A 14,192-nucleotide genomic window follows, 5' to 3' on the forward strand; every position below is an offset into this window, starting at 1 on the left:
AGGAAGGAACGTCTCTTGCCTTTATGGATACAGAATTAATTGCACAAATTGTTTTTCTGTTCCCTGTTCCCAATTCCCTGTTCCCAATTCCCTGTTTCCTACCAACGAATTTAAATTTGTCCGACTACTTATTGCTATAAACAATTTAAAATCCAAAATCTAAAATCCAAAATTAATATGCGCGATTATCCAAATTCAGAAATAGATCAATCTATAGCGGCTGAACTATATCAGCCTCTACCCAGAGGCAGACAAGTATTTACATATCTAATGAATGGGATTGCCTTCAGTTTGACTGGTTTAGCACTTCTGCCATTATTTTCGATATTGTGGGAAATTCTCCGCAAAGGACTTTTTGGCTTCAAACTAGATATGTTATTCCGGCCATTAATTGAAAATGGGTTTGCGAATGCTATTATTGGTACTATACTTATGGTAGGTATCGGTGCATTACTCAGTATTCCTGTGGGAATAATGACGGGGATCTTTTTAGCAGAATTTAGTCAAACCAACCCAATTACTAAGTATGTTCGGTTTATTACTAGCATTCTTACAGGTGTTCCTTCCATCGTCGTCGGGATGTTTGCTTATGGTACGGTTGTTTTGTTAACCAAGGGATTTAGTGCCTTGGCTGGGGGCTTTGCCTTAGCTGTGATCATGCTACCAGTGATAGTATTGACAACAGAAGAGGCTTTAAAGCTAATTCCTGTTCCCCAACGTCTTGCATCCGCAGCTTTGGGCGGAACTCGCTTTCAAACCACCTTTCGGGTTATTGTTAGTTCTGCTATCCCAGGAATAACTACTGGTATTTCCTTAGCTATAGCTCGTGCTTCTGGTGAAACTGCACCACTAATTTTTACTGCTTTATTTAGTCAGAATTGGTCAGATAATTTATTAAGTCCTACTGCTTCCTTACCAGTATTAATTTTTAATCTTTATAATAATCCTGACCCAGAAGTAAACCAATTAGTATGGACTACTTCTATCATTCTTCTGACTTTAGTTTTGTTTTTCAGTCTGTTGTCTCGCGTAATTGCTAAGAAAAGTAAGCTCAAGTGAACTACCTACACTTCCCTGGCGGGTAAGTATAGGCTTCCTACCCAGTTAACAGCTTTTTGCTCTTCGAGAACAACAAGACTGATGTTAAGGCGATAGGCTGACCCCTCGTTCCAAAGGCAAAATCAAGGTTAATCAACAAAAATGATCATGTATCTAGCTTGGTTATCGCTAATCTGATTCGCCTTGCCAAGATATTCAGTTCATAACACAAAATTTGTGAATTGTCTCCATGTTTTCCTTCCTTGCTGTCGCGTTGGTCGAAAAACCGTCGTCAATTCACGCGCCATTCATACCCCGATGCCCTATCGGGTCAGACGTGGAGCTTCTGTCGGTTAAGCTAAAAAATTTTCTGTCCTATCTTTAGTTAATCATGAGTAATCTAACCACTGCCATTCAAGTCAAAAATCTTAGCTTTTATTATGGAACCTATAAAGCTATTGAGGGGATATCATTAGATATCTACAAGAACCAAGTTACTGCATTAATTGGTCCTAGTGGTTGTGGTAAATCTACATTCATCAAAACTATTAATCGGATTAGTGAATTAGAAGGAAAAGTCAAAGTTGAAGGCCGGATAGAATTTTTCGGTCAAAATATCTATGATCCTAAAATTAATATCAATCGTCTCCGTCGAGAAATTGGCATGGTATTCCAAAAGCCCAATCCTTTTCCGATGAGTATTTATGAAAATGTGGCTTACGGTGTGAAAATTGCCGGGAAACAGCCAAAAGTAGCATTAGATGAAATGGTTGAATCTGCGCTTAAGGATGCAGCTTTGTGGGATGAAGTCAAAGATAAACTGAATCAATCTGCTTCAGGGCTTTCTGGTGGACAACAACAACGTCTCTGTATTGCCAGGGCTTTAGCTGTTAAACCTAAGGTACTGCTTATGGATGAACCCTGTTCAGCCCTTGATCCTATTGCTACTATGAAAGTAGAAGAATTAATTCACAAGTTGCGAACAGAATTTACAATTGTGATTGTTACCCATAATATGCAGCAAGCGACTCGCGTTTCTGATTTTACTGCCTTTTTTAGCACCGATGAAAGTCGCATTGGTCAAATGGTGGAATTCGGGGAGACAGGTCAAATTTTTCGTAATCCCTTAGATACTCGGACTCATGACTATGTGTCTGGACGATTTGGTTAACTTTCAGGAGTTACTGAGTCAAAATATTTGTAAAATTACCAAATCAAGGGTCATCAGGATTTAAAATCAAAAGCGTTGCTCATGCAAAATCCAAAATTGGTATGACTCATTCTACAGATATTACTACCTTAGCTAGGTGGATGGCGGCTGATTTTAGTAATCAAGCCCAGGTTTTTGAGAATCCGGCTTTTTTTGCCCATATTCGTGTATGTATGCGTCCCCTTGATTTTGGGGTATTATCAGGGGTAAGTTTGTTTGTGGAACAAGCTTATGACTATATGCTGAATAAGCCCTATCGGGTGCGGGTGTTAAATTTGCTGACAGTAGGGGATAAAATCCACATTGAAAATTACACTGTCAAAGAAGAAAAAGATTTTTATGGTGCTTCCCGCGATTTACCACGGTTGCAAAGTTTAACGGGCGATCGCCTAGATAAGCTTTCTGGTTGTAACATGATTGTAGAGTGGACTGGTAGCAAGTTTAAAGGCACAGTCGAACCGGGAAAAGGCTGTATTGTCATGCGTGACGGGCAAAGAACCTATTTAGATAGTGATTTTGAACTTGATGATAAACAGTTCATCAGCCGCGACAGAGGCCGAAATCCTGACACAGATGAGCATATTTGGGGTTCTGTCGCTGGTCCATTTTACTTTGTCCGCTGGGGTAACTTTGCTGATGAAGTGAAAATAATTCCCTAATCTCCAGTGGAGGACAGGCTTTGCGTCTGTCCAGTTCGTGAAAAAGAATGAATAGCCTAAAAATTTTCGCCTAAATGGTGCAAATTTGGAAAAATGGTGCTAACATTAGTAACTATAGGCGCGGCGACATAGCCAAGTGGTAAGGCAAGGGTCTGCAAAACCTTCACCCCCGGTTCAAATCCGGGTGTCGCCTTTAAGAAAGAACAGCCAAAAATAAGCAATATAAGCATTTTGGCAATCAATGAAGGGACGAGCGCAATGCCCGTCCCTAATTTTTTGGGGCAAGTTTGGGGTAAATTCGGCTAGTTTGGCATAGCTATTGGGGTAAAAGTAAAGAAAAGGTATCTACCCCAATATAGCGGTTCTTAGTCGGATGAAATACAATCGAGGGCGAGAGAAAAAAACTTCAACAACTTCAAGAAAAACTTACAAATTTATTAGAAGAACGAAAAGCTTGTTATCAACAATATTGTGCAACAATTGACTAAGCTCAAAGAGTTCGTTTAAAACGAAATCTTGATAATTTTGATAAAGAAATAGCTGAAGTAGAAAGTCAAATAGCTAAAAGGTAACTATCGTCAACAAACAACTGATGTCGGTAGTTTTCAAGTAGCCAATGAATTTGGGTTGTGTGATATGCACGGTAATGTCTGGGAATGGTATCAAGATGGTTGGCATGATGACTATAAAGGTGCGCCTATAAATGGTAGTGCTTGGTCAAGTCAAAGCGACAATAATCATCTCCTGCGTGGTGGTTCTTGGGACTACATTCCTGAAGCTTGCCGTTCTGCGTGTCGCAACATTAATCATGCGGGCTTCGACTTCAACAACGTCGGTTTTCGTGTTGTGTGTGGTGCTGCGTGGACTTAGTAGTCCTTTATACTCTTGCTCTTTTGCCCTTTACCCTTACGAGCGTAGTGACCTCTTAAAAATTTTTTTGTCTGAATCAGGATTTACAGGATTTGAGGATTTACATGATTTTTTGGTGATTTGTCAGTTTAGGTTTTGTATATTAAAATGATTGGTATGATTCGTGTAATTTGAAGAACAAATATAAACAATAAATAAAGGAAAATTACCTCAAGAATGAATTTTGTTTATCGAAATCAGGGAATTGAATTTGAATGGGATATAAATAAAGCTGAGAGTAATTTTTTTAAACATGGTGTGAGATTTGAAGAAGCAGTAGAAGTATTTTTTGATCCTTTCTATCAAGAAGGAGATGCTAGTACCGCAAGGCGAAAGTCAAAAGTCAAAAGTCAAAAGTCAAAAATAATATGGCGTAAGCTTTTTGGCGATTGAGAATGGTTGTTTTATTTACGCCGTGCTGTACTAGTGCTAATAATGAAGAACGAGATTTTATTTTGGGTTATTCATTATCACAACGTTTATTGTTAGTTGTTTATGTAGAACGACAAACTCGAAACAGAATTATTTCGGCTCGTCTAGCAACAAAAACCGAAAGGAGATTATATGAGCAATAATGAAGAAGTAAAATTGCAACTGCGTCCCCGTGTCACAGAAGTTGTGTCTATCAAAATACCCACAGATACTTTAGCCTCTCTAGAAGAAGTAGCTGTTAATAGAGATATGTCTATAGAAGCCTTGCTGAAATTTTATATTGGACAAGGTTTACGAGCAGATATAGCCAAGTTATTTAATGAACGATTATTAAATACAACTTTACAAGTTTTGTCACGTCATATTCAATCTGAAGAAGAAGTTTCTCAAATTATGCAAGAAATTAAGACGGAAACAATTAGATAAATTAATTTAACTGACCGTGAAATACTATCAACAACAACCTAACGCCTTTCCTGTTCAATATCTCCAGGACTTGTGGGGAGAAATCCAAGCTTGTCCATACTTTGCGATCAATAACCTGAACCGAGATTTTATTAATACTAAAGGCTTTTCTGTAGTATTTCAGCGTCAAGGTTTAGCGGAAGTTTGCCAAAAGTTCCCCTATTTCAAACCTTATTTAGATAAGGCACTTTTATCTAATTGTAATGCCTTTTATTTGAATCCTCTACTACTCAAGGCAGGTTCTCGCGTTGACCCACATATTGATCGGTCTTTGCGTTCCTATTGTAAAACCGTTGAACCACCTGCATCTGTGAGCGTTCTTTATGTGCGTGTACCGGAGGATATGGAGGGGGGAGAATTGGTGTTAAAATTGCAAAAACGCCAAGTTGGACAAATTAAACCTCAAACCAATTCTTTAATTTACTTTCAGGGTGATTTAACTCATGCTGTGAATGCAGTTACAACTCCTGGAAATCGGTTAAGTCTTGTGTGTGAACAGTATTGTTTGAGTGCAGCTGAACTTGAGGAAATACCACAGTTTACATTAGAGTCTAGGGCTAATCAAGGGAATGGGAAAAAGCAAAGGAAGTAAGTAAACTTTGCAACTACTTACCATGTTCCCACTTATGCAAAAGTGGCATTGCAAATAAACCCCAGGCCAAACCAGTAATCAAACCGAAAGGAGTAACAAGATAATTATTAAAATCCCACAAACCGAAAATCTGCGCTGCTAACTCCAAAGGATAAGCCATCATTAATACACTAGCAACAGCCGCACCATTCCAACCGTATTGACTTAACCAATAAATGCCTTTACCAGCAGTTACACTATATAAAATCCGAGTAATTAACAACCCTGTTACTGTCCCATAGCAGCGCATACATACTGCCATGATAAAGGGTGGCGCTAACTCTAAACCCATTGTCGGTTGCGGACAAACGTGATTACCCATAAAGTAAATAATGTCCGCAATACCTGGAAGCAAAAACACGCCAGACGCAGCCAGAAAAGGAGCAAGAGGGGGACCAAAAACCATCCCTGCTAACAGGAAATCAGCAAAAAAACTTACCCAATTAACCTGTTTAATCTGTAAATCTCTTGACAAAATAACCCTTTGCATCTTCCTTTTCTCTACGCGAAACATTTCTTAATCTATTGTATCTGGATCTATCCCCATTGCTCGTAAACGTTCGGCTAATTGTACAGCTTTAAGTTCTGCTTGTTCAGCCCTTTGCTGTTGCTGTTCAGCCCTTTGTTTTTGTTGTTCAGCCCTTAATTTTTGTAATTGGGCTTCTTCTTTACAAGATTACTCGGTAAGCGTAAAGCTCAGTCACTTTAGTGCTGAGATATAAGCGACACGGGCGAAAATATTTAGCCTAACTCGTTGACTAGTAACAGTAGGTGTGATATACTTTTAAAAGTTCCATAGTTTAAGTATAACTAAACAACGTAAAAACTTAACTAATTTGGTTTAGTGCGTAGTCATACCTAACAGTATTGCAGTTTAGGAAAGCTAAATTTGGTGAAAAATGAAATACAAAAATCGAGTACGGTAGGGCATACCGGAATTAACGCTTTAGGAGAATCGACCTCTGTTTTTGTTGGAGTAATCCAGCAATTGTAAGTTGGCTCATTGATTAAAGAATCTCAGTGTCTTTAGACCTGAGAGTGTCAACTACCAATAATAAATTACCATCTAAATCCCACCAGCGTAGCCAAAGTTGTTCAGGATTATTTAAGTAACTTCCTTGCCATAATCCTAATTCTACACCTAAAGGGGGAATGGGATAATGTCCGCGTTCGTTAGGCTGCATTTTTTGGTAAGAAAAATCAACCAAATGATAAACTTCTAATTTGCCATTATTAATTTCATAAATAGCATAGTAGGGAACGCGGATAATGCGCTCGTATACCCAGAATTTACCAGGTTTTTCACCTTCTTTTAAACCCGGTAGAGGTGTTGTGTCTCTTTCTTCTTCACCATTACCACTAGCTAATTCTATAGCAATTAATGGAGGAATATATTCCCGCCATAAAACATAAGAACGGCGAATTTTACCTGCTAATTGTGGTGCTACATCAGGGATATAAAACCAGTCTGGTGCTACTGTACCTTTTTCTGGTGGTTCTGTTTTGCGCCAATAAATCCCACAATCTTGACCTATACAAAATTGTCCGTCGGGATGTAACTTTTGTAAAGTTTGAATTATTGAATCTGTGATAATTATACTTTGAGGATGTTCTTGAAAGTTTTTCACGAAAGTACCATCAGACTCTGGTAGTTGAGTATGATCAGGAAACTGCGGTGGTATAGCAATATCAGCCAGGGTTTCACTCATACTGTTTAAGAAATTGCAGTTGTTAGTTTAGTATTATATCAGAGAACAGGAATCGCGGAATTACTGAATATTGTATTATAAAGGTTATACAGTCATCTATCACAGTTTATGATTTGCTGCTTAAACCCAGATTGTTCCCAACCTATCAACCCTGATGATAACGAGTTTTGTCAAAGTTGCAGAACCCCATTGATACCATTATTAATCAATCGCTTTCGAGTATTGCGGTTGCTTTCTGCTGAAGGTGGTTTTGGGAGAACCTATTTAGCGGAAGATAGCCAGAAACTCAATGAAACTTGTGTAATCAAGCAACTTGCACCTAAACAGTCAGGAACTTACGCTTTAAAAAAAGCCACAGAGTTATTTATTGAAGAAGCTAAACGTTTACAAGATTTAGGAGAACACCCGCAAATACCAACGCTGTTTGCTTATTTTGAAGATAATGGGTTTCTCTATTTGGTACAACAGTTTATTGAAGGGGAAAATTTATTAGATGAATTAGCACAAAAGGGAAAATACAAGGAAACCCAAATTCGGGAATTATTACTAGATTTATTACCATCTTTAAAGTTTATTCATGAGCGCCAGGTTATTCATCGGGATATTAAACTACAGAATATCATGCGCCGAGCCAGTGATGGTAAGTTGGTATTAATTGATTTTGGGGCTTCTAAACAATTAACTACCACAGTTCACACCCAAATAGGAACACGAATAGGTACTCATGGTTATAGTCCACTGGAACAAATTCAGCTTGGTGAAGCTTATCCAGCCAGTGATTTATTTGCTTTAGGTGCAACTTGTTTTCATCTTTTAACAGGGGTTCATCCTTTGAATTTATGGAAAAGAAATGGTTTTAGTTGGGTGAATAATTGGCGACAACATTTACCTAGTCCTGTAAGTCAGGAATTAGGTAAAGTTTTAGATAAGTTGTTGAAAATTGAGATTCTAGAACGGTATCAATCTGCGGATGAAGTCATCAAAGATTTACAAATTCCTTCTACCGGTTATGTACCTCCAAGCACAAACAAAAATTCATCTTCGGGAAATTCTACAATTATAATAAATGGTAAAATAGATCGTCGCGTTTTTATCTATGGAGCATTATCTTTAAGTGCTGTAACTATCCCATTTGTGGGACAAAATTTATTTTCTGGGAAGCAAAATCCAACCTCAATTTCAAATAACCTGAAAACCTTTAGTTTTGAAGTGGTCAGCACTAACGCAACCGGAAACATCATTAACCGACGTAATGAAAGTGCAAAATATTTCACAGAAGATTTGGGAAGTGGTGTGACATTGGAAATGGTGGAAATCCCAGGAGGAACATTTATCATGGGTTCACCGGAAAACGAAGCAGGAAGGGATTCAGACGAAAGTCCCCAACATCAAGTTACTGTTCCTAGTTTCTTCATGGGAAAATATGAATTGACACAGGCACAATATCAAGCTATCGTGGGTAGTAACCCTTCTCGATTCAAAAGCAATAATCGCCCAGTTGAACGAGTCAGTTGGAATGATGCAGTTAAATTCTGTGAAAAGTTAAGTCAAAAAACAGGAAAAAACTATAAATTACCCAGTGAAGCTGAATGGGAGTATGCTTGTAGAGCCGGAACTACTACACCATTTTATTTTGGTGAAAGTATTACCCCAGAATTGGTAAACTATAATGGTAATTACACTTATGCTTCTGCACCAAAAGGCCAGTATCGTCAACAAACCACAGATGTAGGTTCTTTTCCCCCTAACGCTTTTGGTTTGTATGATATGCACGGTAATGTGTGGGAGTGGTGTTTGGATGATTATATAAATAATTATAGTGATGCTCCTAGAGACGGTAGTGCTTTGACAAGTCAAAGTGTATCAATCAAGCTGCTGCGCGGTGGTTCGTGGACCTTCATTCCTGGCTATTGCCGTTCTGCTTCTCGCAGCGACCTCAACCTCCTCGACGACTACTACTACTTTATTGGTTTTCGGGTTGTATGTAGTGGTGCGGCGAGGACTTAGTAGCCCTTTACGCTCTTGCTCTTTTGCCCTTTTCCCTTCTTTCTCTTTCCCCTTCTTAACCCCCGCCGCTAGGCGGAAAAATAAAATTTTTTCTTTCGACAGTAAAGCCGATTGTGGTGTCTTTGCTTAGGATAGCACACATTTTTTAAATTGTCTGAATCAGGATATCCAGGATTTAAGGATTTACAGGATGTTATTGATAAATTTCTGGTTTTCCTTTGCGTCTTTGCTACTTTGCGTCTACCCTGCGGGATCTCTAAGAGAGATTGCGCGAAACTGAATATTAAATGTTCTCAGAATCAGGATTTTCAGTATTTTTGTCATGTCCATATTCCTAAATTATTTTAAATAAATTGAGTATTTGTAATTTGTATTTTGAAAATTTTATGTTTAACAATGTTGAATGACTTAAATTCTGTTCGTATATATTAACCTTAATCATAAATTCTTAAATCCTAAAAATAACAACTTAAACCCACATCCTATAAATCCTAAAATCCTGGACATCCTGATTCTGACAATTTTTAAGATTCTCCTGCTTAATGGGGTTGTATCAGAAACAATAATCATAAATTATTTGCTTTTAACCCCATTCTCGCTTGATTGATTTCTGACTGAAATTCCTCTAAACTCATACTATCGTCAAAAAGAGATATATCATATTTAGACATTAACTCAATCATATCTAATCGAGAAATTCCTAATAATTGACTAGCTTTACCACTACTAATTTCTCCGTGTTTTAGTAGTGTCATTACATAAGCTTCTTTAGCTTTATTTTCTGCTTCTTTTCTGATAGTGTCTGTGACGCTATGGATGGGAATGGTAAACTCTACTTTAGTCATACAATCACATTTGTTTATTTTGATGATGCTTATATTATAAACCCACAGAGGTAGTTATATCTTCAAAATATTGGATTTTACCACGGAGGGAAATAAATAATTCTGCTGTTGAACTTTTTACAACAATATTTTCTGGTCAAAAGAAAGTGATTTTAATTGTCAGAATCAGGATATCCAGGATTTTAGGATTTACAGGATGTTATTGATAAATTTCTGGTTTTTCTTTACATTTTTGTGTGAAACTGATTAAATATTGTCAGAAATGGCTAACGCCACGCTGCGCGAACAGGATTTTTATGATTTTTGTAATGTCCATATTCCTAAATTATTTAAATAAATTGAGTATTTGTAATTTGTATTTTGAGAATTTTATGTTTGAAAATCGTATATATTAACATTAATCATAAATTTCTAAACCCTAAAAACACAACTCAAATAAACATCCTGTAAATCCTGAAATCCTGGATATCCTGATATGGCTAACGCCACGCTTCGCTATCAGACAATTTGACAATTTAATTTTACAACCCTATGAGTTTTGACAACGTTTGCAAACTATTAGCAGAAAAATATCCCTTTGATTTTGCTAAATGGTTGCTTCCCCAAGCACCAAAAACCATCAAAGTCTTAAAAACCGAATTGAGTATAGAACCAATTCGCGCTGATTTTGTCACCTTCTTACAAACAGAAAATCGGATTTTACATATTGAATTTCAAACCAACCCACAATCTAAACCTCCAATTCCTTTTAGAGAGTTAGACTATTCGGTGAGATTAATCCGTACATATCAAGTTCCTGTAACCCAAGTTGTGATTTTCTTACAAGAAACAAATGATCCAATTGTTTTTACTGAAGAATATGTTAACGAAACAACCAGACACCGTTATCGTGTAATCAGAATGTGGGAACAAGAACCAGAATTATTTCTCAATAATCTGGCATTATTACCGTTAGCACCATTAACACAGACAAACTCACCTCAAGGCTTATTATCCCAGATTGCCAATAATGTTGCTAAAATTGCAGATAGGGAGACTAAACAGGATATTGCAGCTTACACAGAGATTTTAGCAGGTTTGCGGTTTGAGAAAGACTTTATTCGTCAATTGTTAAGTGAGGATATTATGCAAGAATCAGTCATTTATCAGGATATTTTGCAGAAGGGAGAAAGAATTGGAGAACAAAGAGGAGAACTGAAAGGAGAACTGAAAGGAGAACTGAAAGGAGAACTGAAATTTTGCTTATTTTTACTTAATCAACGGTTTGGAGAAATTGACTCTTTAATAGTTGAAAAAGTCAAAGGTTTACCTGTTGAACAGTTAGAAAATTTAGGTGCTGCGTTGTTTAATATTTCTGAAGTTGCTGATTTAGTAACTTGGTTAAATCAACAAGATCATCAGAACTAATAATTTGTGGTGTTGGGTTTTGCAACCCAACCTACTTTATAGTTACAAATTTTTCATTAAAGCTACTAAAATTTTCATTAAAATTTCTAAATCATTGGGGACACGATAAAGGTTTAAATCTTGAGTAATTTCTTTTGATTCCCGATGTAAAATTACAAATTGCCAAATATTACCAATAGAAACTGCACCATACAGGATAGGATTATCAATAGGAGACCAATTATCAAAGGCAATTAATTCTACGGCTAATTGGACAATTCCCCTTTCTAAATCGGCATTTTTAGCTTCAATAACTAATAATTGATTATCAGCTTTAATGTAATAATCAATAACTCCTTTTAATTGATTATTGATATTTAACCCATACTCTACTCTAACTTTAGCATGGGTATAGTGAATTAGTTCCATAATTACAGGAGCAATTAAAAATTCTCTCCTGGCGGTTTCACTGGTTAAACTAATATAGGGTAAACTTTCTTCAATACGATTTTTTAGGTCTGTTAATCTTTCTAAATTTTGTTGAGTTGTTGGTAAAGTTAGAGATTGTGATTGAAATTTATAGCCAAAATATCCTATAATTTCATCTGGTTCATAATTCAATTTGAAATAATCAGCAAATGTGTAGGATTGATTAGAGTCAATTATTTGTATTTTTACCATAATTCCTACCTCACTCAATAACAATTATATTGAAATGTTAGCGGGCAAGATGCCCGCACCACAAGATTGAGAATCTTAAAGGATGTATTCCTTATCCTACATTAGCAACATAAGGACTCGTCAACTTATCTAATTGCTGAGTTAACAGACTGAGGAATAAACCCACATCAGTCACCACACCTACAGATTCTATGGAACCGCGATCGCTCAATTTTGTCACTACTGCCGGATTAATATCCACACAGACCATCTTCACACCCGCAGGAGTCATATTCCCCACCCCGATAGAATGCAGCATAGAAGACAGCATCAAAATCATATCTGCACCTTCAATGATTTTAGAATATTCCTGTTGTGCTAAAATCAAATTCATTTGGGTATCGGGTAAAGGTCCATCATCCCGAATCGAACCAGCGAGGGAAAAGGGGATGTTATTTTTCACACATTCATACATCACCCCACTTTTCACCACTCCCGCTTCTACAGCGTTAGCAATGCTACCAAAACGGCGAACAGTGTTAATTATCTTTAAATGATGTCGGTGGCCACCCCGCACAGCTACACCCCGCTTCATATCCACACCCAGGGATGTACCCAAGATATTTTGTTCCATGTCATGAACAGCGATCGCATTTCCGCCCAAAAGACCCTGTACGTAACCTTCTCGAACTAAGCGACAGAGATGTTCACCACCACCTGTATGAATCACCACGGGACCTGCTGTGACAACTACTTTACCACCGCTATCCTTAATTTTACGTAATTCCCAAGCCACTTGTTCCACAACTATTTCCACTCGTCTTTCGCTGGAAACACCGGAAGACATAAAGCTGAATTCTTGAGAATTGCGTTGTTCGCGTGATTCGGCTTTGCGGACAGTGCGGATACCAAAGACATCAACAACTACTTTATCGCCGATTTCTAAATCACGGAGGAGTTTACATTTTGCTACTATACCATTGGCAGTTTGAGAAATTGCGATCGCTCCATCCATGCGTTGATTCTGTACCTTCAGCCATTCCCTATTTACCCGTACTTCTGTGGGATAAATCGTACTGACATAGAAATCATCAGGAGCTACACCCGCTTGGATCACAGGTTCTAACTTAGAATCTCGTTCATCTTGGGGTAAATCAACCGCACCCAAATCAATCAACTGGGAGATGATTTCTTCCATCACGTCGTGAGATGGTGCAGATACCCTCACCTCAGCCGCAGATGTACTTTGACGTTGTTCTCCCAAATTGAATTTGAGAACTTGGAAACTTCCCCCCATTTCCACAATCAAATCTAAAGCGCGGTTAATCAAACCTGCATCTAGTAAGTGTCCTTCCATGCGGATGACACGACTTTCTACAGATGCGTTAGCGTAAATTTCCTCGCCAATAGGTTCTGTTACTCGCAAAGTCAAGCATTTAGCCGCACCACCAGCTTTGAGAAATTCTGTTAAAGGAGTTTCAATGACTTGGAAACCAACTTCTGCTAACCGTGATTTTAAACTTTCACTGGCTTTGTTCATAATCACGATGCTTTCCACATTCACCGCATTACAAGCAAAGTTAACAGCATCAGCTTCTACAATAGCAATCCGCTTTTCAGGTGCAACGCGCATTTCAATCACGCGGTTAGAGTAAGAATCAAACGCACCGGGATAATACAGCAAATAACCATTTGCCAAAGGACAAAAACAGGTATCAAGATGATAAAACCGCTCATCCATTAAGCGTAGGGAAATCACCTCAATGTCCAGCCATTTAGCCAGGTAGGGGTGAGAATCCAATTCTGACCGGAAACCATATCCAGCCCATAACCACCGCCCTTCTCGGTCTAGGAGTGCATCACCAGCACCTTCAAAGGGGAGGTCTTTGGGAAGAGTGTAAACATTAAAACCATTTTGTTCAAACCACTGTTGAAAATACGGTTCTTCACCTTGACGTTCCTTATGCAAAAAGCGGCTGAGAACGACATTTTCACCGAGGACTAAACCCGCGTTAGCACTGAATACCATATCAGGCCAGCCTTTTTCAGGGGCAACTAAATCAACAATGGCATGATCTTTAATTACATGGTATAATTTATTCCATTGCTCCACGGCGCGATCGCGGGAGGATTTATGAATATTCCCTTCCATCCAAGGATTAATCACATAATCCACATCATAATGGTCAGGAGCGCACATCAAAAAACGAATTTGGGAAACCATAAAAATTTTACAAACTT

General features: G+C 37.9%; 14 protein-coding genes, 1 tRNA gene and 1 pseudogene. 11 read left to right on the top strand and 5 right to left on the bottom strand.

All coding sequences use genetic code 11. From position 1 onward, the window contains the following. Positions 1 to 177: 177 nt before the first annotated feature. From pstA to EZY12_23290, 9 genes and pseudogenes are all read left to right on the top strand, one after another. Positions 178 to 1,059, top strand: a complete 882-nt coding sequence (pstA, locus tag EZY12_23250) for a phosphate ABC transporter permease PstA (GenBank protein ID QSX67564.1) — start codon at positions 178 to 180, stop codon at positions 1,057 to 1,059. A gap of 370 nt (positions 1,060 to 1,429) precedes the next feature. Beyond that, on the top strand, positions 1,430 to 2,209 hold the full coding sequence (locus EZY12_23255) for a phosphate ABC transporter ATP-binding protein (GenBank protein ID QSX67565.1): 780 nt from the start codon (positions 1,430 to 1,432) through the stop codon (positions 2,207 to 2,209). Between the two features lie 101 nt (positions 2,210 to 2,310). After that, positions 2,311 to 2,907 carry a chromophore lyase CpcT/CpeT gene (locus EZY12_23260; GenBank protein QSX67566.1) on the top strand — a complete coding sequence of 199 codons (597 nt, stop codon included), beginning with the start codon at positions 2,311 to 2,313 and terminating at the stop codon, positions 2,905 to 2,907. A gap of 122 nt (positions 2,908 to 3,029) precedes the next feature. Next, positions 3,030 to 3,100, top strand: a tRNA-Cys gene (locus EZY12_23265). 371 nt (positions 3,101 to 3,471) lie between these two features. Continuing rightward, a pseudogene (locus tag EZY12_23270) lies at positions 3,472 to 3,777 on the top strand (formylglycine-generating enzyme family protein). 243 nt (positions 3,778 to 4,020) lie between these two features. After that, positions 4,021 to 4,209: a BrnT family toxin gene (locus tag EZY12_23275; GenBank protein ID QSX70802.1), complete on the top strand. Its 189-nt coding sequence runs from the start codon at positions 4,021 to 4,023 to the stop codon at positions 4,207 to 4,209. 2 nt (positions 4,210 to 4,211) lie between these two features. Continuing rightward, on the top strand, positions 4,212 to 4,391 hold the full coding sequence (locus EZY12_23280; protein ID QSX67567.1) for a BrnT family toxin: 180 nt from the start codon (positions 4,212 to 4,214) through the stop codon (positions 4,389 to 4,391). After that, complete coding sequence (locus tag EZY12_23285; GenBank protein ID QSX67568.1) at positions 4,381 to 4,674, top strand: hypothetical protein; 294 nt, start codon at positions 4,381 to 4,383, stop codon at positions 4,672 to 4,674. Before EZY12_23280 ends, EZY12_23285 begins: the two co-directional genes overlap by 11 nt. A 16-nt stretch (positions 4,675 to 4,690) precedes the next feature. After that, complete coding sequence (locus tag EZY12_23290) at positions 4,691 to 5,305, top strand: 2OG-Fe(II) oxygenase (protein ID QSX67569.1); 615 nt, start codon at positions 4,691 to 4,693, stop codon at positions 5,303 to 5,305. A 13-nt stretch (positions 5,306 to 5,318) separates the two neighbouring features. On the opposite strand, the gene EZY12_23295 is transcribed toward EZY12_23290, so the two are convergent. Both EZY12_23295 and EZY12_23300 read right to left on the bottom strand, forming a co-directional pair. Beyond that, on the bottom strand, positions 5,319 to 5,834 hold the full coding sequence (locus tag EZY12_23295) for a DUF2085 domain-containing protein (protein ID QSX67570.1): 516 nt from the start codon (positions 5,832 to 5,834) through the stop codon (positions 5,319 to 5,321). Positions 5,835 to 6,351: 517 nt separating this feature from the next. Then, the gene (locus EZY12_23300; protein ID QSX67571.1) at positions 6,352 to 7,053 is read right to left on the bottom strand and encodes a Uma2 family endonuclease; all 702 of its coding nucleotides are present in this window, start codon (positions 7,051 to 7,053) and stop codon (positions 6,352 to 6,354) included. Positions 7,054 to 7,161: 108 nt separating this feature from the next. Between EZY12_23300 and EZY12_23305 the strand changes: the two genes are divergently transcribed. Beyond that, positions 7,162 to 9,060 (top strand): SUMF1/EgtB/PvdO family nonheme iron enzyme, encoded by a 1,899-nt coding sequence (locus EZY12_23305; protein QSX67572.1) that lies wholly within the window; start codon positions 7,162 to 7,164, stop codon positions 9,058 to 9,060. Between the two features lie 566 nt (positions 9,061 to 9,626). Here EZY12_23305 and EZY12_23310 read toward each other — a convergent pair. Then, positions 9,627 to 9,905, bottom strand: coding sequence for a UPF0175 family protein (locus EZY12_23310; protein ID QSX67573.1), 279 nt, complete (start codon positions 9,903 to 9,905; stop codon positions 9,627 to 9,629). Positions 9,906 to 10,436: 531 nt separating this feature from the next. Here EZY12_23310 and EZY12_23315 point away from each other — a divergent pair. Further along, the gene (locus tag EZY12_23315; protein ID QSX67574.1) at positions 10,437 to 11,312 is read left to right on the top strand and encodes an Rpn family recombination-promoting nuclease/putative transposase; all 876 of its coding nucleotides are present in this window, start codon (positions 10,437 to 10,439) and stop codon (positions 11,310 to 11,312) included. Positions 11,313 to 11,354: 42 nt separating this feature from the next. On the opposite strand, the gene EZY12_23320 is transcribed toward EZY12_23315, so the two are convergent. Next, entirely contained in the window at positions 11,355 to 11,972 is a 618-nt protein-coding gene (locus tag EZY12_23320) for a hypothetical protein (protein ID QSX67575.1), read from the bottom strand. Positions 11,973 to 12,063: 91 nt separating this feature from the next. Beyond that, complete coding sequence (locus EZY12_23325; GenBank protein QSX67576.1) at positions 12,064 to 14,175, bottom strand: TIGR00300 family protein; 2,112 nt, start codon at positions 14,173 to 14,175, stop codon at positions 12,064 to 12,066. Positions 14,176 to 14,192: the final 17 nt, after the last annotated feature.

It is taken from the genome of Dolichospermum sp. DET69, assembly GCA_017355425.1.
GTDB lineage: Bacteria > Cyanobacteriota > Cyanobacteriia > Cyanobacteriales > Nostocaceae > Dolichospermum.